We start from the raw sequence: 18,166 nt of genomic DNA on the forward strand, positions 1-18,166 counted from the left end.
TTTTTAACACAGTTGTAATAAGAGGTTAATCCCTTGAGTGACATGGCGAAAAACCTAATACTCTGGCTGGTCATTGCCGTTGTGCTGATGTCAGTATTCCAGAGCTTTGGGCCCAGCGAGTCGAATGGCCGCAAGGTGGATTATTCTACCTTCCTGCAAGAGGTCAATCAGGACCAGGTTCGCGAAGCGCGTATCAACGGACGTGAGATCAACGTTACCAAGAAAGATAGTAACCGTTACACGACTTACATTCCGGTTAACGATCCGAAGCTGCTCGATAACCTGTTGACTAAAAACGTCAAAGTGGTTGGTGAACCACCAGAAGAGCCAAGCCTGCTGGCTTCCATCTTCATCTCCTGGTTCCCTATGCTGCTGTTGATCGGCGTCTGGATCTTTTTTATGCGGCAAATGCAGGGCGGCGGCGGGAAGGGCGCGATGTCCTTCGGCAAAAGCAAAGCCCGTATGCTGACGGAAGATCAGATCAAAACCACTTTTGCTGACGTTGCCGGGTGTGACGAAGCGAAAGAGGAAGTCGGCGAACTGGTGGAATACCTGCGTGAGCCGAGCCGCTTCCAGAAACTGGGCGGTAAGATCCCGAAAGGCGTCCTGATGGTCGGTCCTCCAGGTACCGGTAAAACGTTGCTGGCGAAAGCGATCGCTGGCGAAGCAAAAGTGCCGTTCTTTACTATTTCCGGTTCTGACTTCGTAGAAATGTTCGTCGGTGTTGGTGCATCTCGTGTGCGTGACATGTTCGAACAGGCTAAGAAAGCAGCGCCTTGCATCATCTTCATCGATGAAATCGACGCCGTCGGCCGCCAGCGTGGCGCCGGTCTTGGCGGTGGCCACGATGAACGTGAGCAGACCCTGAACCAGATGCTGGTTGAGATGGACGGCTTTGAAGGTAACGAAGGCATTATCGTTATCGCGGCGACTAACCGTCCGGACGTTCTTGACCCCGCGCTGTTGCGTCCGGGCCGTTTTGACCGCCAGGTGGTGGTTGGCCTGCCGGATGTTCGCGGTCGTGAGCAGATCCTGAAAGTGCATATGCGTCGCGTTCCGCTGGCGCCGGATATCGATGCGGCAATCATTGCTCGCGGTACCCCTGGCTTCTCCGGTGCCGACCTGGCCAACCTGGTCAACGAAGCGGCCCTGTTTGCTGCCCGCGGCAACAAACGCGTCGTCTCGATGGTTGAGTTCGAAAAAGCGAAAGACAAAATCATGATGGGTGCGGAACGCCGCTCCATGGTGATGACGGAAGCGCAGAAAGAGTCTACCGCTTACCACGAAGCGGGCCACGCGATTATCGGTCGCCTGGTGCCGGAGCACGATCCGGTACACAAAGTGACGATTATCCCGCGCGGTCGTGCGCTGGGTGTGACTTTCTTCCTGCCGGAAGGCGATGCGATCAGCGCCAGCCGTCAGAAACTGGAAAGTCAGATCTCCACCTTGTACGGCGGTCGTCTGGCGGAAGAGATTATCTACGGTCCGGAACATGTTTCTACCGGCGCGTCCAACGACATTAAAGTGGCGACGAACCTGGCGCGTAACATGGTGACCCAGTGGGGCTTCTCCGACAAACTCGGTCCGCTGCTGTATGCGGAAGAAGAGGGTGAAGTGTTCCTCGGCCGCAGCGTCGCGAAAGCGAAGCATATGTCCGATGAAACCGCGCGTATCATCGACCAGGAAGTGAAATCGCTGATTGAGCGTAACTATGGTCGTGCTCGCCAGTTGCTGAACGACAACATGGATATTCTGCACGCGATGAAAGATGCGCTCATGAAGTATGAGACCATCGATGCGCCGCAGATTGACGACCTGATGGCTCGTCGCGATGTTCGTCCGCCAGCGGGTTGGGAAGAACCAGGTTCTTCTAACAACTCTGACAACAATGGCACGCCTCGTGCGCCGCGTCCGGTTGATGAACCGCGTACGCCGAACCCGGGCAATACCATGTCAGAGCAGCTGGGCGACAAATAAGCTGCCGCTGTTGATGTCTTGTTTTAACCTTAAAACCCCGGGGCGCCCGCTCCGGGGTTTTTCTTTTTTAACCTCTTCTGTCTCAGGGATTTTGTGATGAAACTTGTAGCCCAGGGCTCAACCCTCGATCTCTCTCACCCCCACGTGATGGGTATTCTTAATGTGACGCCTGACTCCTTCTCTGATGGCGGCGCCCATAATTCGCTGATTGAGGCGGTGAAGCATGCCAATCTGATGATCAACGCCGGGGCGACCATCATTGATATCGGCGGTGAATCGACGCGGCCAGGGGCGGCTGAGGTTAGCGTGGAAGAGGAGCTTGCGCGGGTGATCCCGGTGGTGGAGGCTATCGCCCAGCGCTTTGAGGTGTGGATCTCAGTGGACACCTCCAAAGCGGAGGTTATCCGCGAATCGGCCCGAGCGGGGGCGCATATCATTAACGATATTCGTTCGCTGACCGAACCCGGCGCGCTGCAGGCTGCGGCGGAAACCGGGTTGCCGGTGTGTCTGATGCATATGCAGGGACAGCCGAAAACCATGCAGGAGGCGCCGAAGTATGAGGATGTCTTCGCCGATGTAGAGCGCTTTTTTAATGAACACATCGTGCGCTGCGAACAGGCGGGGATCGCAAAAGAAAAATTGCTGCTCGACCCGGGATTCGGTTTCGGTAAAAATCTCACCCACAATTATCAGTTGCTGGCCAGGCTGGGAGAGTTTCATCACTTTGGTCTGCCGCTGCTGGTCGGTATGTCGCGTAAGTCGATGGTAGGTCAGTTGCTGAACGTTGGGCCGTCGGAACGGCTGAACGGCAGCCTGGCGTGTGCCGTCATAGCAGCAATGCAGGGCGCGCAGATTATCCGCGTCCATGATGTCAAAGAAACGGTAGAAGCGCTGCGCGTGGTGGAAGCCACCCTCGCCGCTAAGGGAAAAAAACGTTATGAGTAACCGCAAGTATTTTGGCACCGATGGTATTCGTGGCCGCGTCGGCGATGCGCCGATCACTCCGGAATTTGTGCTTAAGCTCGGCTGGGCGGCGGGTAAAGTGTTAGCGCGCCACGGCTCGCGTAAAATTATCATCGGCAAGGATACCCGTATTTCGGGCTATATGCTGGAATCGGCGCTGGAAGCCGGGCTGGCGGCAGCGGGACTCTCTGCATCGTTCACCGGGCCAATGCCGACGCCGGCGATTGCCTACCTGACGCGCGCCTTTCGCGCCGAGGCGGGGATCGTCATCTCCGCTTCACATAACCCTTTCTACGACAACGGCATCAAGTTCTTCTCCATTGAGGGCACCAAGCTGCCTGATGATGTGGAAGAGGCGATTGAAGCCGAAATGGAGAAAGAACTCACCTGTGTGGATTCGGCTGAGCTGGGTAAAGCCAGCCGTATCGTCGATGCCGCGGGGCGCTACATTGAGTTTTGTAAAGGCACCTTTCCCAATGAACTGAGCCTCTCCACGCTGAAAGTGGTGGTGGACTGTGCGCATGGCGCAACCTACCACATCGCTCCTAATGTATTCCGCGAGCTGGGCGCCCAGGTTATCGCGATGGGCTGTGAGCCTGACGGCCTCAACATCAACGAAGAGGTCGGGGCTACCGACGTGCGGGCGCTGCAGGCGCGCGTGCTGGCGGAAAAAGCCGATCTGGGCATTGCCTACGACGGCGATGGCGATCGGGTGATCATGGTTGACCATGAAGGCAATAAAGTCGATGGTGACCAAATCCTCTACATCATCGCCCGGGAAGGGCTGCGTCAGGGACAGCTGCGCGGCGGCGCCGTCGGTACGCTGATGAGCAATATGGGCCTGGAGCTGGCGCTCAAGCAGCTAGGCATCCCGTTTGCCCGTGCGAAGGTGGGCGACCGCTATGTGCTGGAGATGCTTCAGGAAAAAGGCTGGCGCATCGGTGCGGAAAACTCCGGCCATGTGATCCTGCTGGATAAAACCACCACCGGCGATGGCATCGTCGCCAGTCTGCAGGTGGTCGCGGCGATGGTACGCAACCACATGAGCCTGCATGACCTGTGCAGCGGCATGAAGATGTTCCCTCAGCTGCTGGTGAATGTGCGCTTTACCGAGGGCAGCGGCAACCCTCTGGAGAATGAGCATGTCAAAGCGGTGACCGCAGAAGTGGAAGCGGCATTAGGTAAGCGTGGCCGCGTCCTGCTGCGTAAATCGGGTACGGAGCCGCTGATCCGCGTCATGGTGGAAGGCGAGCATGAAGATCAGGTGCACGAGTTTGCGCATCGCATCGCCGAAGCGGTAAAAAGCGTCTAAGCTTGCCGGCTAAGTGGTTAAAAAGGCGGCGCTTGCCGCCTTTTTTATGATCGAATACCGGCTTTTTGCTGTTTTTTTCTGCAGTTGATACAATGTGTCGAAATTGCCCTTGCGAAGGTCATTCGCTTTGGTTAGTATTCACACCCGCTTCAGTGGGAAACGTTAAAACGTCCCGCTTTATTGGTCGAAGCACTTGGTATGCGGCGAATCCGCAAGGAACAGGTTGATTATGTACGAAGCTCTTTTGGTTGTTTTCCTTATTGTAGCGATTGGCCTCGTAGGTCTGGTTATGCTGCAGCAAGGTAAAGGCGCTGATATGGGAGCCTCCTTCGGTGCAGGCGCTTCCGGCACATTGTTTGGGTCCAGCGGTTCTGGTAACTTCATGACCCGTATGACCGGCATCCTGGCTGCGCTGTTCTTCATCATCAGTCTGGCGCTGGGTAACATTAACAGCAACAAGACCAGTAAAGGAAGTGAGTGGGATAACCTGAGCGCGCCGAAAACGGAGCAAACTCAGCCAACTGCGCCGGCTCAGCCGACCAGCGATATCCCGCACTAAGTATTCTGTACCGAGGTGGTGGAATTGGTAGACACGCTACCTTGAGGTGGTAGTGCCCTAACGGGCTTGTGGGTTCGAGTCCCATCCTCGGTACCAATATTCCAGAAGAAAGACGCTGAAAAGCGTCTTTTTTTGTTTTTGTCCCCACCGACCATTTATTATTAAACATCTCTTCGCTGGTCCCCTCCTTTTGCTGTCGTTAAAGTCGCCTCGTCAAATTAACAGAGGTGAAGTGACACAATGAACAAGATCGGGGTGCTTATCGTCGCCGGCGTGCTCGGTTTAGCGGGATGCAGTTCAACATCCCCATCCAAAACGGTGGAGACGATTAATACGCTAACCGTACCGGTATCGCACAGTGAGCCGGGGACTGCGGCGAACAATGCCCAGGCTGTGACGCGCTATTTCCAGGACAATACGGCACTGATTGGTCGCCTTAATCATTCGTTGAAAAGCCATTATTTGCAGGATGTGGAGCGCCGCGATGTGTTCGACAGACACAGCGAGGCATATCAGGTGTATGGCGCGTTGACCCGCCTGGAGCAGATGGCGTCCATGAATGACGTTTACCGTAAAGAGAATAATGTTGCTGGTCTGCAGGAGATCAACCGTGTACTGAAAAGCGTGCCGCTGACCAGCTGAGATGAGACAGGGACTGCCGGAAGGCAATCCCTGTGCATGGATTAAAAGCGGAAGTTAACCCCGGCATAGGCCCCGTCGGCGAGGGTGTTGTCGCGGTTGCCATTTTTCCCCGCCATATCGATATAACGATAGCCAGCTTCGATATTTAGCGACGGAAGCACGTTAAGGCGTAGCCCGGCATTAGCCTCCACATAATCATCGACGCCGCTGGACATCGAGTCCGGCGAGTAATAACCCTCACCGAAGAGCGTGAAGTACTGGCCGAGTGGGAGTTCTGCTCCGCCACCTGCGGCGATAGCGTAACCTTCATCACCGTCTTTAGGGTTCAAATAGACCCCTTTACCGCCCAGCGTCATCAGAAAGGGCCCGAGGTTAAAGTTGTAACCCATTCCCAGTCCTACGCTGTCCCCGTCATTGTCGCTGTGGGCCCACTGGGTGTTGAACGTCATGCCAGGTTCCCCGGCACCAAAGCTGGCGGACAGATTGGTAAACTCGGCGCCGGCTTCACCATGCAGGTTAACGGATGCGCAGGCAGCGCTGCTGGCCCCTAAAGCGATCATCACGGCAACCATTTTTGGAGCAATAGACTTCATTGTTGAATTCCTTCAGATAAAAAAAAGCCCGATACGGGCGTTCGGGCAAAATTAACGGGTTCTTGGATCTCATCGTTATGGTCGCTGCAGACGGCAAACAAGAGGGGTCAACTCCCGCTGCCGCTGCTCACGCCTGGCCGATTTCCGGTGGCATATCCTGAGCTGATGCAGGCCCGGCGGTTAACGCCGTGAGTGGCAGTCTGCTGGTTGATCTCAGGGACATGTTGTCCACCGGTAAATTCAGGAACTCAGCATAAAATTTTTCTTTTTTTACCGTTAGCGTTTATTGATTTAAATTTAAACATTTTCAACAGTAAGGTGAATAACGACAAAAAGATGGTGACGGGCGCGGGTTAGAATTTTTCCGGAAGCGAGGCGATACTTTGCAAATAACCGCCGCGGGCAAAGGCAATATAACCGCCTTTCTTTAAGGCTGACAAGACATTGAGAATACTGCTGCGCGACAGATGGGTCCGGTCCTGAATATATTCCAGAATAGACACGCGCTGCCGAGTCTCTTCGGTTAAGAGCATCATTTCCAGCAGATGGTTACGGATCACCGAATAGGTTCGCTGCTGCAGGACCAGATCGTCACGATATACCATATACGAGGTATGATAAGCCAGCAGGCTGGTAACTTCTTCCCACAGGTTGTGCTGACGGAATAGCGCCGACGCCAGGTCATAATCGATACGCAGCAGTTCGGAAGAGACCTCCGCCCGCAGACTATGGCTGCGGCTGGGTTGCAGCATTTCCGCCACGCCGAACAGATGCGGCTCATAGACGGTCACCATCAATAGCTTGTCGGAATTACGAATAATCGACAGCTCGCCTTTTTTAAAAATAAAGAGTTGGGTCTTACCTTTATATTCCCACGTTAGTCTTTTTCTGGCGATCGCGTTAACGGGCGTCGCGTGTGGCTCAAGCACATCGATCAGTCGGTCAATGGCCTTTTGCGGCCTGATCGGCGGTTTAATATTCATGATGTTTATCACCAGATATGAATTAATCAATTGAGGCTATTATAGTCAACAATTTTGCCGGCCGGGTGATAAGGAAAAAATGCCTCTTTTCGATTTTTCTGCTGCTAACTGGTAACAAAAAATAAAAAGCCGGCGGAGAGCCGCCGGCAGAGAGAGTAAACATCGTCAGGCGATTATTTGCCTTTGTTTTCCAGATTTTCAACCTGCGGTAAACCCGTCGCTGAGGAGGCGCTCAGCAGTCCAGACTGCGCGTAGCCGAACAGCTTCTCGCGAGTATCGGTGATATCCAGATTACGCATGGTCAACTGGCCGATACGGTCTTCAGCGGTAAACATGGAATCGCCTTTTTCCATGGTCAGGCGCTCTGCTTTATAGGTCAGGTTGTCTGATACCGTATTGAGGATCGAGTAGTCATTGCCGCGACGCAGCTCAAGGGTGACTTCGCCGGTGATCTGGCTGGCGACCCAGCGCTGCAGCGAATCACGCAGCATCAGCGCCTGGGAATCGAACCAGCGGCCCTGATACAGCAGACGGCCCAGCTGGCGACCGTGAGCGTGATACTGCTCGATAGTATCTTCGTTATGAATACCGGTCAGCAGACGCTCGTAGGCGATATGCAGCAGCGCCATCCCCGGGGCTTCATAAATGCCGCGGCTTTTCGCTTCGATAATGCGGTTTTCGATCTGGTCGCTCATGCCCAGGCCGTGACGACCGCCGATGCGGTTGGCTTCCAGCATCATTTCAACGTCATCGGCGAAGGTTTTGCCATTCAGCGCCACCGGGTGGCCTTGCTCAAAGCGTACGGTGACTTCTTCCGCAGGGATCTTCACGTTTTCGTCCCAAAACTTCACGCCCATAATCGGGTTGACGATCTTGACGCTGGAATTCAGAAACTCCAGATCTTTCGCTTCGTGGGTAGCGCCGAGCATGTTGGAGTCGGTGGAATAGGCTTTCTCGACCGACATCTTGTAGTCAAAGCCGCAGGCGATCATAAATTCGGACATTTCGTGACGGCCGCCGAGTTCATTGATGAAATCGCTGTCCAGCCACGGTTTGTAGATCTGCAGTTCAGCGTTGGTCAGCAGGCCGTAGCGATAGAAACGTTCGATATCGTTGCCTTTATAAGTGCTGCCATCGCCCCAGATGTTAACGCCGTCTTCTTTCATTGCCGCTACCAGCATGGTGCCGGTGACCGCGCGGCCCAGCGGCGTGGTGTTGAAATAGGTCAACCCGCCAGTGGTGTTATGGAAAGCGCCACACTGAATCGCGGCGATCCCTTCTGCGACCAGCTGTTTGCGGCAGTCGATCAGACGGGCACCTTCGGCGCCGTACTCTTTCGCGCGGCGCGGAATAGCATCGTAGTCGTCTTCGTCCGGTTGACCCAGGTTAGCGGTATATGCATAAGGCACGGCGCCTTTTTTGCGCATCCATAACAGCGCGGCGCTGGTATCCAGTCCACCAGAGAAAGCGATACCAATACGTTGACCAACCGGGAGATGCTTGAGAATCGTCGTCATAAAATAAAACCCTGCTCGATAGACTGTGGTGAGTTCGACCCAACAACCTTAACTGCATTTTTATGCATTAATTGTGAGTATTCATTTAACCATCTTTTACTGGCGACAGGAAGGGCTTCATCATCTTTTTGCTAAAAAAGCCTGAAATACCAGCACAAACGGCAATCGGGGGCGCTAAAATGCATGTTGACAAAATATACTAGTTGCCGTTACAATTCATCCCGATTTTATGTCCCGTCTTCGGTACCAAATCCCAGCAGTATTTGCGTCTTTTGCTCAAAAAGAGTAAAATATGCCACGTTTCAGGCGCGGGGTGGAGCAGCCTGGTAGCTCGTCGGGCTCATAACCCGAAGGTCGTCGGTTCAAATCCGGCCCCCGCAACCACTTTCCCATTAAGTACTTTTTCAAATATACTGTGAGGACTAGGTGTCCTTCGTAGCCGAATTTGAAAGAATTCTTGCGGAAGGTGTTCCAGATCGCCATGGCGATCTCAGGGTTCAGTTATCTAAAGCCCCGATTTATCGGGGTTTTTTGTTATCTGACTTCAGAATAACTGGGCTATACGCCCTTTTTTTATGTCTTGGGGGTGGGTTTGTCCACATTAGAGCAAAAATTGACAGAGATGCTCACTGCGCCGGTTGAAGCGCTTGGCTTTGAGCTGGTCGGCATCGAATTTATTCGCGGTCGCACATCCACACTGCGCATCTATATTGATAGTGAAGATGGCATCAACGTTGATGATTGTGCTGATGTGAGCCACCAGGTAAGCGCCGTCATGGATGTCGAAGACCCGATCACTGTCGCTTACAACCTGGAAGTCTCTTCGCCTGGTCTCGACCGTCCGATGTTCACCGCCGAACACTATCAACGTTTCACTGGCGAAGAAGTTGCGCTGGTGCTGCGCATGGCGGTTCAGAACCGTCGCAAATGGCAGGGCATTATCAAAGCGGTAGACGGTGAAATGATCACGGTAACCGTCGAAGGCAAAGATGAAGTGTTCGCGCTGAGTAACATCCAGAAGGCGAACCTGGTTCCCCACTTTTAACAGTCTGGATTGAGGTGAAAGGCCCCGATGAACAAAGAAATTTTGGCTGTTGTTGAAGCCGTTTCCAACGAAAAAGCGCTGCCGCGTGAGAAAATTTTCGAAGCGCTGGAAAGCGCGCTGGCAACGGCCACCAAGAAAAAATACGAACAAGAGATCGACGTTCGCGTTGAAATCGACCGTAAGAGCGGCGATTTCGACACTTTCCGTCGCTGGCTGGTTGTAGAAGAAGTGACCCAGCCGACGCGCGAGATCACGCTGGAAGCCGCGCGTTTCGAAGATGAAAGCATGAACGTCGGTGACTACGTCGAAGATCAGATTGAGTCTGTCACTTTCGACCGCATCACCACCCAGACCGCTAAACAGGTTATTGTGCAGAAAGTTCGCGAAGCCGAGCGCGCAATGGTGGTCGATCAGTTCCGCGAGCACGAAGGTGAGATCATCACCGGCGTGGTGAAAAAAGTGAACCGCGACAACATCACTCTGGATCTGGGCAACAATGCTGAAGCCGTGATCCTGCGTGAAGATATGCTGCCGCGTGAGAACTTCCGCCCGGGCGACCGCATTCGCGGCGTACTGTACGCAGTCCGTCCGGAAGCGCGTGGCGCCCAGCTGTTCGTGACCCGTTCCAAACCTGAGATGCTGATCGAACTGTTCCGCATCGAAGTGCCGGAAATCGGTGAAGAAGTGCTGGAAATCAAAGCGGCGGCTCGCGATCCGGGATCTCGTGCCAAAATCGCGGTGAAAACCAACGACAAGCGTATCGACCCGGTTGGCGCTTGCGTCGGTATGCGCGGCGCGCGCGTGCAGGCGGTTTCCACTGAGCTGGGCGGCGAGCGTATCGATATCGTCCTCTGGGATGATAACCCGGCGCAGTTCGTGATTAACGCTATGGCGCCGGCAGACGTCGCGTCCATCGTGGTGGATGAAGATAAACACACCATGGATATCGCGGTAGAAGCGGGCAACCTGGCGCAGGCGATTGGCCGTAACGGTCAGAACGTTCGTCTGGCCTCGCAGCTCAGCGGCTGGGAACTCAACGTGATGACCGTTGACGATCTGCAGGCTAAGCACCAGGCGGAAGCGCATGCCGCTATCGATACCTTCACCAAATATCTCGATATTGATGAAGATTTCGCGACAGTGCTGGTTGAAGAAGGCTTCTCCTCGCTGGAAGAGCTGGCCTATGTGCCGATGAAAGAACTGCTGGAAATCGACGGTCTGGATGAAGCCACCGTTGAAGCACTTCGTGAGCGTGCGAAAAACGCACTGACTACGCTGGCGCTGGCTCAGGAAGAAAGCCTGGGAGATAACAAACCTGCCGATGATCTGTTGAATCTCGAAGGTCTGGATCGTGCCCTGGCATTCAAACTGGCTGCCCGTGGTGTTTGTACGCTGGAAGATCTCGCCGAGCAGGGCGTTGATGACCTGGCTGATATCGAAGGGATGACCGACGAGAAAGCTGGCGAGCTCATCATGGCCGCTCGCAACATTTGTTGGTTCGGCGACGAAGCGTAATAAACTGTAGCAGGAAGGAACAGCATGACAGATGTGACTATTAAAGCGCTGGCCTCAGAGATTCAGACCTCTGTGGATCGCCTGATACAGCAATTTGCTGACGCAGGCATCCGCAAAACGGCTGATGATTCTGTGACCTCGCAAGAGAAACAAACTTTGTTGACGCACCTGAACCGTGAGCATGGTTCGGCGCCAGACAAGCTGACGTTACAGCGTAAGACGCGCAGTACGTTGAATATTCCAGGTACCGGTGGAAAGAGTAAATCGGTACAAATCGAAGTCCGCAAGAAACGCACCTTTGTGAAACGCGATCCGCAAGAGGCTGAACGCCTGGCCGCGGAAGAGCAGGCGCAGCGTGAAGCGGAAGAGCAGGCCCGTCGTGAAGCTGAAGAAGCAGCGAAACGCGAGGCGCAATTAAAAGCTGAACGTGAGGCCGCAGAACAAGCTAAACGTGAAGTCGCTGATAAAGCGAAACGTGAAGCTGCGGAAAAAGACAAAGTGAGCAATCAACATACCGACGAAATGACCAAAACCGCCCAGGCTGAAAAGATCCGTCGCGAGAACGAAGCCGCGGAACTGAAGCGCAAATCGGAAGAAGAAGCACGCCGCAAACTTGAAGAAGAAGCGCGCCGTGTAGCGGAAGAAGCACGCCGTATGGCAGAAGAAAACGAAAAAAATTGGTCTGAAACTTCAGACAGCCCGGAAGACACCAGCGACTATCACGTCACCACGTCACAGCATGCTCGTCAGGCTGAAGATGATAACGATCGTGAAGTTGAAGGCGGTCGCGGCCGCAGCCGCAGCAGCAAAGCGGCGCGTCCGGCGAAGAAAGGCAACAAACACGCTGAATCGAAAGCCGATCGTGAAGAAGCCCGTGCGGCCGTTCGCGGCGGTAAAGGCGGTAAGCACCGTAAAGGTTCTGCTCTGCAGCAGGGCTTCCAGAAGCCGGCGCAGGCCGTTAACCGTGACGTGGTGATCGGCGAAACCATCACCGTTGGCGAACTGGCTAACAAGATGGCGGTGAAAGGTTCTCAGGTCATCAAAGCGATGATGAAGCTGGGCGCCATGGCGACCATCAACCAGGTCATCGACCAGGAAACCGCACAGCTGGTTGCCGAAGAGATGGGCCACAAAGTTATCCTGCGTCGTGAAAACGAGCTGGAAGAAGCGGTAATGAGCGACCGTGACACCGGCGCGGCGGCTGAACCGCGCGCACCGGTTGTGACCATCATGGGTCACGTTGACCACGGTAAAACCTCGCTGCTGGACTACATTCGTTCTACTAAGGTTGCCTCCGGCGAAGCGGGTGGTATTACCCAGCACATCGGTGCTTACCATGTAGAAACCGACAACGGCATGATCACCTTCCTGGATACCCCAGGCCACGCCGCGTTTACCTCCATGCGTGCTCGTGGTGCGCAGGCGACGGATATCGTGGTTCTGGTGGTGGCGGCAGACGACGGCGTGATGCCGCAGACTATCGAAGCTATCCAGCACGCCAAAGCGGCGCAGGTGCCGGTGGTAGTTGCGGTGAACAAGATCGATAAGCCTGAAGCCGATCCGGACCGCGTGAAGAATGAACTGTCCCAGTACGGCATCCTGCCGGAAGAGTGGGGCGGCGAGAGCCAGTTCGTCCACGTCTCCGCGAAAGCCGGTACCGGTATCGACGACCTGCTGGACGCGATCCTGCTGCAGGCTGAAGTCCTCGAGCTGAAAGCGGTCCGTAACGGGATGGCGAGCGGCGCAGTGATCGAATCCTTCCTTGATAAAGGTCGTGGTCCGGTTGCTACCGTTCTGGTTCGCGAAGGTACTCTGCACAAGGGTGATATCGTTCTGTGCGGCTTCGAATACGGCCGTGTGCGTGCGATGCGTGACGAACTGGGTCGCGAAGTGCTGGAAGCGGGTCCGTCCATTCCGGTGGAAATCCTCGGCCTGTCCGGTGTGCCGGCTGCCGGTGACGAAGTGACCGTGGTTCGTGACGAGAAAAAAGCGCGTGAAGTGGCGCTGTATCGTCAGGGCAAATTCCGTGAAGTTAAGCTGGCGCGTCAGCAGAAATCTAAACTGGAAAACATGTTCGCTAACATGACCGAAGGCGAAGTTCACGAAGTGAACATCGTGCTGAAAGCGGACGTACAGGGTTCTGTCGAAGCGATTTCCGATTCCTTACTGAAACTGTCTACCGACGAAGTGAAAGTGAAGATCATCGGTTCCGGCGTAGGTGGTATCACCGAAACCGACGCCACCCTGGCTGCAGCATCCAACGCGATTCTGGTTGGCTTCAACGTTCGTGCCGATGCCTCTGCGCGTAAAGTTATCGAAGCGGAAAGCCTGGATCTGCGCTACTACTCCGTCATCTATAACCTGATCGACGAAGTGAAAGCGGCGATGAGCGGTATGCTGTCTCCGGAACTGAAACAGCAGATCATCGGTCTGGCTGAAGTGCGCGATGTCTTTAAATCGCCGAAATTCGGCGCCATCGCGGGCTGTATGGTTACCGAAGGGACCATCAAACGTCACAACCCAATCCGCGTGCTGCGTGACAACGTGGTTATCTATGAAGGCGAGCTGGAATCCCTGCGCCGCTTCAAAGATGACGTTAACGAAGTCCGTAACGGCATGGAATGTGGTATCGGTGTGAAGAACTACAACGACGTTCGCGTTGGCGATATGATCGAAGTGTTCGAAATCATCGAAATCCAGCGTAGCATCGATTAATCATCGGATGGCTAAGCCGCCGGGGAAGCGAAGCGCCACCCGGCAATCATTTTAAAAAGGGGCTTTAGGCCCCTTTTTTGTCTTTATTCTGGAGAATTTATTATGGCGAAAGAATTTGGTCGCCCGCAGCGCGTGGCCCAGGAGATGCAAAAAGAGATTGCGATTATCCTGCAGCGTGAAATCAAAGACCCGCGTCTGGGCATGATGACCACCGTTTCCGGTGTGGAAATGTCCCGTGACCTGGCCTATGCCAAGGTGTATGTCACCTTCCTCAACGACAAAGATGAAGCCGCGGTGAAAGCGGGCATCAAAGCGTTGCAGGAAGCCTCTGGCTTTATCCGCTCTCTGCTGGGGAAAGCGATGCGCCTGCGCATCGTGCCGGAGCTGACCTTCTTCTACGACAACTCACTGGTAGAAGGGATGCGCATGTCCAACCTGGTCACCAGCGTGGTGAAACACGACGATGAGCGTCGTGTGAACCCGGACGACAGCAAGGAGGACTGATGAGTCGTCCTCGTCGTCGCGGCCGCGACGTGCACGGCGTATTGCTGCTGGATAAGCCTCAGGGCGCCTCCAGCAACGATGTGCTGCAGAAAGTAAAGCGTATATATAACGCCAACCGCGCCGGACACACCGGCGCGCTGGATCCGCTGGCGACCGGCATGCTGCCGATCTGCCTTGGCGAAGCGACTAAGTTTTCCCAATACCTGCTGGATTCCGATAAGCGCTACCGCGTGATCGCCAAACTTGGCCAGCGCACCGATACCTCCGATGCCGACGGCCAGGTGGTGGAAGAGCGCCCGCTGACCTTTAGCGACGAACAGCTGGCGGCGGCGCTGGACAGCTTCCGCGGCGAGACGCAGCAGGTGCCGTCGATGTACTCGGCGCTGAAATATCAGGGCAAGAAGCTGTACGAGTATGCCCGTCAGGGGATTGACGTCCCGCGGGAATCCCGGCCGATTACCGTCTATGAGCTGCTGTTTATCCGCCACGAAGGCGATGAGCTGGAGCTGGAGATCCACTGCTCGAAAGGCACCTACATCCGGACGATTATCGATGATTTAGGTGAGAAGCTCGGCTGCGGCGCGCACGTGATTTTCCTGCGTCGCCTGGCGGTGAGCAAATACCCGGTTGAGCGGATGGTAACCCTCGAGCAGCTGCAGGCGCTGGTCGATCAGGCGGCGGCGCAGGATATTCCTGGCGCGCAGCTGCTCGATCCGCTACTGATGCCCATGGACAGCCCGGCCTCGGACTATCCGCTGGTGACCATCCCGGAGACCTCCGCGGTCTATTTTAAAAACGGCAACCCGGTACGTCAGTCAGGCGCGCCGCTTAACGGGCTGGTACGGGTGATGGAAAGCGAATCCGGCAAGTTTCTCGGCATGGGCGAAATTGACGATGAAGGCCGCGTGGCGCCGCGTCGTCTGGTGGTGGAATACCCGGCGTAAGCGCTTTTCTTGCGATAAAAGCCTGCTACGAGTAGAATATCGCCGCTTAACGTCCGCTAAAGTGTTTTAACATTTTCGGGCGTTGCATCAGGGGTCGCTGAATTAGAGATCGGCACCCTTTCTTTCTTTTAATTTCTGGAGTTCTAAAATGTCTCTAAGCGTTGAAGCTAAAGCAAAAATCGTTTCTGAGTTTGGTCGTGGCGAAAACGACAGCGGTTCTACCGAAGTTCAGGTTGCACTGCTGACTGCACAGATCAACCACCTGCAGGGCCACTTTGCAGAGCACAAAAAAGATCACCACAGCCGTCGTGGTCTGCTGCGCATGGTTTCTCAGCGTCGTAAACTGCTCGACTACCTGAAACGTAAAGATGTTGCACGTTACTCTGCGCTGATCGAGCGTCTGGGTCTGCGTCGCTAATTCTGCGAGTTTCAGAAAAAGGGGCCTGACGGCCCCTTTTTTCGACCGGGCGGCAGCAATTCATTCAAAACTCATGTATTGTTGCTAGTAATGATCTTCATGCAGAGGTTCGCGCGGCTAATGAGAGGCTTCATCCGCAGGGGCGGGTAAAGGTTGTCATTAGTCGCGAGGATGCAGAGGATCGGGTCAATAGACGCTATGTCGTGGATATGGCGTGATTTATAGATAAAAAGGATAGAATTTTGCTTAATCCGATCGTTCGTAAATTCCAGTACGGCCAGCATACCGTGACCCTGGAAACCGGCATGATGGCGCGCCAGGCAACGGCCGCTGTGATGGTTAGCATGGATGACACTGCGGTATTCGTGACCGTTGTGGGCCAGAAAAAAGCGAAGCCAGGCCAGGACTTTTTCCCGCTGACGGTTAACTACCAGGAGCGCACCTACGCTGCCGGTAAAATCCCGGGTGGTTTCTTCCGTCGTGAAGGCCGCCCAAGCGAAGGCGAAACCCTGATCGCGCGTCTGATTGACCGCCCGGTTCGCCCGCTGTTCCCGGAAGGCTTCGTTAACGAAGTACAGGTTATCGCCACCGTTGTTTCCGTTAACCCGCAGGTTAACCCGGATATCGTCGCGATGATCGGCGCTTCTGCAGCGCTGTCCCTGTCTGGTATTCCGTTCAATGGCCCAATCGGCGCCGCGCGCGTGGGTTACATCAACGACCAGTACGTACTGAACCCGACCCAGGAAGAGCTGAAGTCCAGCAAACTGGATCTGGTGGTTGCCGGTACCGAAGCGGCCGTACTGATGGTGGAATCCGAAGCGGAACTGCTGAGCGAAGACCAGATGCTGGGCGCGGTGGTCTTTGGCCACGAGCAGCAGCAGATTGTTATCCAGAACATCAACGACCTGGTGAAAGAAGCCGGTAAACCACGTTGGGACTGGCAGCCGGAAGCCGTCAACGAAGCGCTGAACGCGCGCGTTGCTGCGCTGGCTGAATCCCGCCTGAGCGATGCTTACCGTATCACCGACAAACAAGAGCGTTACGCTCAGGTTGATGTGATCAAATCTGAAACCATCGCTACGCTGGTTGCAGAAGATGAAACCCTGGACGCTAACGAACTGGGTGAAATCCTGCACGCTATCGAGAAAAACGTGGTTCGTAGCCGCGTGCTGGCCGGTGAGCCGCGTATCGATGGTCGCGAAAAAGATATGATCCGTGGTCTGGACGTTCGTACCGGCGTTCTGCCGCGTACTCACGGTTCCGCACTGTTCACCCGTGGCGAAACGCAGGCGCTGGTTACCGCGACGCTGGGTACCGCACGCGATGCGCAGAACATCGATGAACTGATGGGCGAGCGTACCGACTCCTTCCTGTTCCACTACAACTTCCCTCCGTACTCCGTAGGTGAAACTGGCATGGTGGGGTCTCCGAAGCGTCGTGAAATCGGTCACGGTCGTCTGGCTAAGCGCGGCGTTCTGGCCGTGATGCCGACTATCGAAGAATTCCCGTACACCGTACGCGTGGTGTCTGAAATCACCGAATCTAACGGCTCTTCTTCCATGGCTTCCGTCTGCGGTGCCTCTCTGGCGCTGATGGACGCTGGTGTGCCGGTGAAAGCCGCCGTGGCGGGTATCGCCATGGGCCTGGTGAAAGAAGGCGACAACTTCGTCGTGCTGTCTGACATCCTCGGTGACGAAGACCACCTTGGCGATATGGACTTCAAAGTAGCGGGTTCCCGCGACGGTATCTCTGCGCTGCAGATGGATATCAAAATTGAAGGTATCACCAAAGAAATCATGCAGGTTGCATTGAACCAGGCTAAAGGTGCGCGTCTGCACATCCTGGGCGTGATGGAGCAGGCGATTAACGCGCCGCGCGGCGATATCTCTGAATTCGCACCGCGTATCCATACCATCAAGATCAACCCGGACAAGATCAAAGACGTTATCGGTAAAGGCGGTTCTGTTATCCGTGCCCTGACCGAAGAGACCGGTACCACCATCGAAATCGAAGATGACGGTACCGTGAAGATCGCAGCGACTGACGGCGACAAAGCACAGCATGCTATCCGTCGTATCGAAGAGATCACCGCTGAGATCGAAGTTGGCCGTATCTACAATGGTAAAGTGACCCGTATCGTTGACTTTGGCGCGTTCGTTGCCATCGGCGGCGGTAAAGAAGGTCTGGTTCACATCTCGCAGATCGCTGACAAGCGCGTTGAGAAAGTGACTGACTACCTGCAGATGGGTCAGGAAGTGCCGGTTAAGGTTCTGGAAGTTGACCGCCAGGGCCGTGTCCGTCTGAGCATCAAAGAAGCAACTGAACAGACTCCGTCTGCCGCAGCGCCGGAAGTTCCGGCTGCCGAGCAGGGCGAGTAAGGTTGCCGTTAGCCCTCCGCTTTTGCGGAGGGCGTTTTACGGGCAGGACGCCTCGTTTGCAGCCGGGGAACAGGACGTTCATCCAATCGTTGTCTTCGGGA

General features: G+C 55.0%; 15 protein-coding genes and 2 tRNA genes. 14 read left to right on the forward strand and 3 right to left on the reverse strand.

What is annotated here, in order from left to right:
- Nucleotides 1-42: 42 nt before the first annotated feature.
- The 6 genes from ftsH to KHQ24_RS15215 all read left to right on the forward strand — a co-directional run bounded on the left by ftsH (nt 43) and on the right by KHQ24_RS15215 (nt 5,453).
- The gene (gene ftsH / locus KHQ24_RS15190; protein WP_004206183.1) at nt 43-1,977 is read left to right on the forward strand and encodes an ATP-dependent zinc metalloprotease FtsH; all 1,935 of its coding nucleotides are present in this window, start codon (nt 43-45) and stop codon (nt 1,975-1,977) included.
- Between the two features lie 96 nt (nt 1,978-2,073).
- Complete coding sequence (gene folP, locus KHQ24_RS15195) at nt 2,074-2,922, forward strand: dihydropteroate synthase (protein ID WP_004206182.1); 849 nt, start codon at nt 2,074-2,076, stop codon at nt 2,920-2,922.
- Nucleotides 2,915-4,252, forward strand: coding sequence for a phosphoglucosamine mutase (gene glmM / locus KHQ24_RS15200; protein ID WP_004206179.1), 1,338 nt, complete (start codon nt 2,915-2,917; stop codon nt 4,250-4,252). Before folP ends, glmM begins: the two co-directional genes overlap by 8 nt.
- Before the next feature lie 229 nt (nt 4,253-4,481).
- Nucleotides 4,482-4,811: a preprotein translocase subunit SecG gene (gene secG / locus KHQ24_RS15205; protein ID WP_002918369.1), complete on the forward strand. Its 330-nt coding sequence runs from the start codon at nt 4,482-4,484 to the stop codon at nt 4,809-4,811.
- 9 nt (nt 4,812-4,820) lie between these two features.
- Nucleotides 4,821-4,907: transfer RNA gene (locus tag KHQ24_RS15210), tRNA-Leu, on the forward strand.
- Nucleotides 4,908-5,204: 297 nt separating this feature from the next.
- On the forward strand, nt 5,205-5,453 hold the full coding sequence (locus KHQ24_RS15215; protein WP_072206933.1) for a hypothetical protein: 249 nt from the start codon (nt 5,205-5,207) through the stop codon (nt 5,451-5,453).
- 41 nt (nt 5,454-5,494) lie between these two features.
- Here the strand turns inward: KHQ24_RS15215 and KHQ24_RS15220 are convergent, their stop codons facing one another.
- From KHQ24_RS15220 to argG, 3 genes are all read right to left on the reverse strand, one after another.
- Nucleotides 5,495-6,046 carry a YfaZ family outer membrane protein gene (locus tag KHQ24_RS15220; protein ID WP_004206177.1) on the reverse strand — a complete coding sequence of 184 codons (552 nt, stop codon included), beginning with the start codon at nt 6,044-6,046 and terminating at the stop codon, nt 5,495-5,497.
- Nucleotides 6,047-6,399: 353 nt separating this feature from the next.
- Nucleotides 6,400-7,029 carry a winged helix-turn-helix transcriptional regulator gene (locus tag KHQ24_RS15225; RefSeq protein ID WP_004206175.1) on the reverse strand — a complete coding sequence of 210 codons (630 nt, stop codon included), beginning with the start codon at nt 7,027-7,029 and terminating at the stop codon, nt 6,400-6,402.
- Nucleotides 7,030-7,202: 173 nt separating this feature from the next.
- A complete protein-coding gene (argG, locus tag KHQ24_RS15230) occupies nt 7,203-8,546 on the reverse strand; it encodes an argininosuccinate synthase (RefSeq protein ID WP_004144895.1) in 1,344 nt (447 codons plus the stop codon).
- A gap of 307 nt (nt 8,547-8,853) precedes the next feature.
- On the opposite strand from argG, the gene KHQ24_RS15235 reads away from it, so the two are divergent.
- The 8 genes from KHQ24_RS15235 to pnp all read left to right on the forward strand — a co-directional run bounded on the left by KHQ24_RS15235 (nt 8,854) and on the right by pnp (nt 18,065).
- Nucleotides 8,854-8,930: transfer RNA gene (locus KHQ24_RS15235), tRNA-Met, on the forward strand.
- Between the two features lie 208 nt (nt 8,931-9,138).
- Nucleotides 9,139-9,591 carry a ribosome maturation factor RimP gene (gene rimP / locus KHQ24_RS15240; RefSeq protein WP_002918364.1) on the forward strand — a complete coding sequence of 151 codons (453 nt, stop codon included), beginning with the start codon at nt 9,139-9,141 and terminating at the stop codon, nt 9,589-9,591.
- 27 nt (nt 9,592-9,618) lie between these two features.
- Nucleotides 9,619-11,106 carry a transcription termination factor NusA gene (gene nusA, locus KHQ24_RS15245; RefSeq protein WP_002918252.1) on the forward strand — a complete coding sequence of 496 codons (1,488 nt, stop codon included), beginning with the start codon at nt 9,619-9,621 and terminating at the stop codon, nt 11,104-11,106.
- Between the two features lie 24 nt (nt 11,107-11,130).
- On the forward strand, nt 11,131-13,821 hold the full coding sequence (gene infB, locus KHQ24_RS15250; protein ID WP_004206173.1) for a translation initiation factor IF-2: 2,691 nt from the start codon (nt 11,131-11,133) through the stop codon (nt 13,819-13,821).
- Nucleotides 13,822-13,923: 102 nt separating this feature from the next.
- On the forward strand, nt 13,924-14,325 hold the full coding sequence (rbfA, locus tag KHQ24_RS15255; RefSeq protein WP_002918248.1) for a 30S ribosome-binding factor RbfA: 402 nt from the start codon (nt 13,924-13,926) through the stop codon (nt 14,323-14,325).
- Nucleotides 14,325-15,269 carry a tRNA pseudouridine(55) synthase TruB gene (truB, locus tag KHQ24_RS15260; RefSeq protein ID WP_004206172.1) on the forward strand — a complete coding sequence of 315 codons (945 nt, stop codon included), beginning with the start codon at nt 14,325-14,327 and terminating at the stop codon, nt 15,267-15,269. The genes rbfA and truB overlap by 1 nt, the downstream gene beginning before the upstream one ends.
- A 148-nt stretch (nt 15,270-15,417) precedes the next feature.
- Nucleotides 15,418-15,687, forward strand: a complete 270-nt coding sequence (gene rpsO / locus KHQ24_RS15265) for a 30S ribosomal protein S15 (RefSeq protein ID WP_002918244.1) — start codon at nt 15,418-15,420, stop codon at nt 15,685-15,687.
- Between the two features lie 242 nt (nt 15,688-15,929).
- Entirely contained in the window at nt 15,930-18,065 is a 2,136-nt protein-coding gene (gene pnp, locus KHQ24_RS15270; protein ID WP_004206170.1) for a polyribonucleotide nucleotidyltransferase, read from the forward strand.
- Nucleotides 18,066-18,166 lie beyond the last annotated feature (101 nt).

The organism is Klebsiella sp. 54, from assembly GCF_018223875.1.
Classification (GTDB): Bacteria; Pseudomonadota; Gammaproteobacteria; order Enterobacterales; family Enterobacteriaceae; genus Klebsiella; species Klebsiella quasipneumoniae.

Excerpts from the sequence above, each read along its gene's own strand:
- truB (WP_004206172.1), top strand. The coding sequence starts at position 14,325 with ATGAGTCGTCCTCGTCGTCGCGGCCGCGACGTGCACGGCGTATTGCTG.
- ftsH (WP_004206183.1), top strand. The coding sequence starts at position 43 with ATGGCGAAAAACCTAATACTCTGGCTGGTCATTGCCGTTGTGCTGATG.
- infB (WP_004206173.1), top strand. The coding sequence starts at position 11,131 with ATGACAGATGTGACTATTAAAGCGCTGGCCTCAGAGATTCAGACCTCT.
- argG (WP_004144895.1), bottom strand. The coding sequence starts at position 8,546 with ATGACGACGATTCTCAAGCATCTCCCGGTTGGTCAACGTATTGGTATC.
- nusA (WP_002918252.1), top strand. The coding sequence starts at position 9,619 with ATGAACAAAGAAATTTTGGCTGTTGTTGAAGCCGTTTCCAACGAAAAA.
- folP (WP_004206182.1), top strand. The coding sequence starts at position 2,074 with ATGAAACTTGTAGCCCAGGGCTCAACCCTCGATCTCTCTCACCCCCAC.
- secG (WP_002918369.1), top strand. The coding sequence starts at position 4,482 with ATGTACGAAGCTCTTTTGGTTGTTTTCCTTATTGTAGCGATTGGCCTC.
- rpsO (WP_002918244.1), top strand. The coding sequence starts at position 15,418 with ATGTCTCTAAGCGTTGAAGCTAAAGCAAAAATCGTTTCTGAGTTTGGT.
- glmM (WP_004206179.1), top strand. The coding sequence starts at position 2,915 with ATGAGTAACCGCAAGTATTTTGGCACCGATGGTATTCGTGGCCGCGTC.
- KHQ24_RS15225 (WP_004206175.1), bottom strand. The coding sequence starts at position 7,029 with ATGAATATTAAACCGCCGATCAGGCCGCAAAAGGCCATTGACCGACTG.
- KHQ24_RS15220 (WP_004206177.1), bottom strand. The coding sequence starts at position 6,046 with ATGAAGTCTATTGCTCCAAAAATGGTTGCCGTGATGATCGCTTTAGGG.
- rbfA (WP_002918248.1), top strand. The coding sequence starts at position 13,924 with ATGGCGAAAGAATTTGGTCGCCCGCAGCGCGTGGCCCAGGAGATGCAA.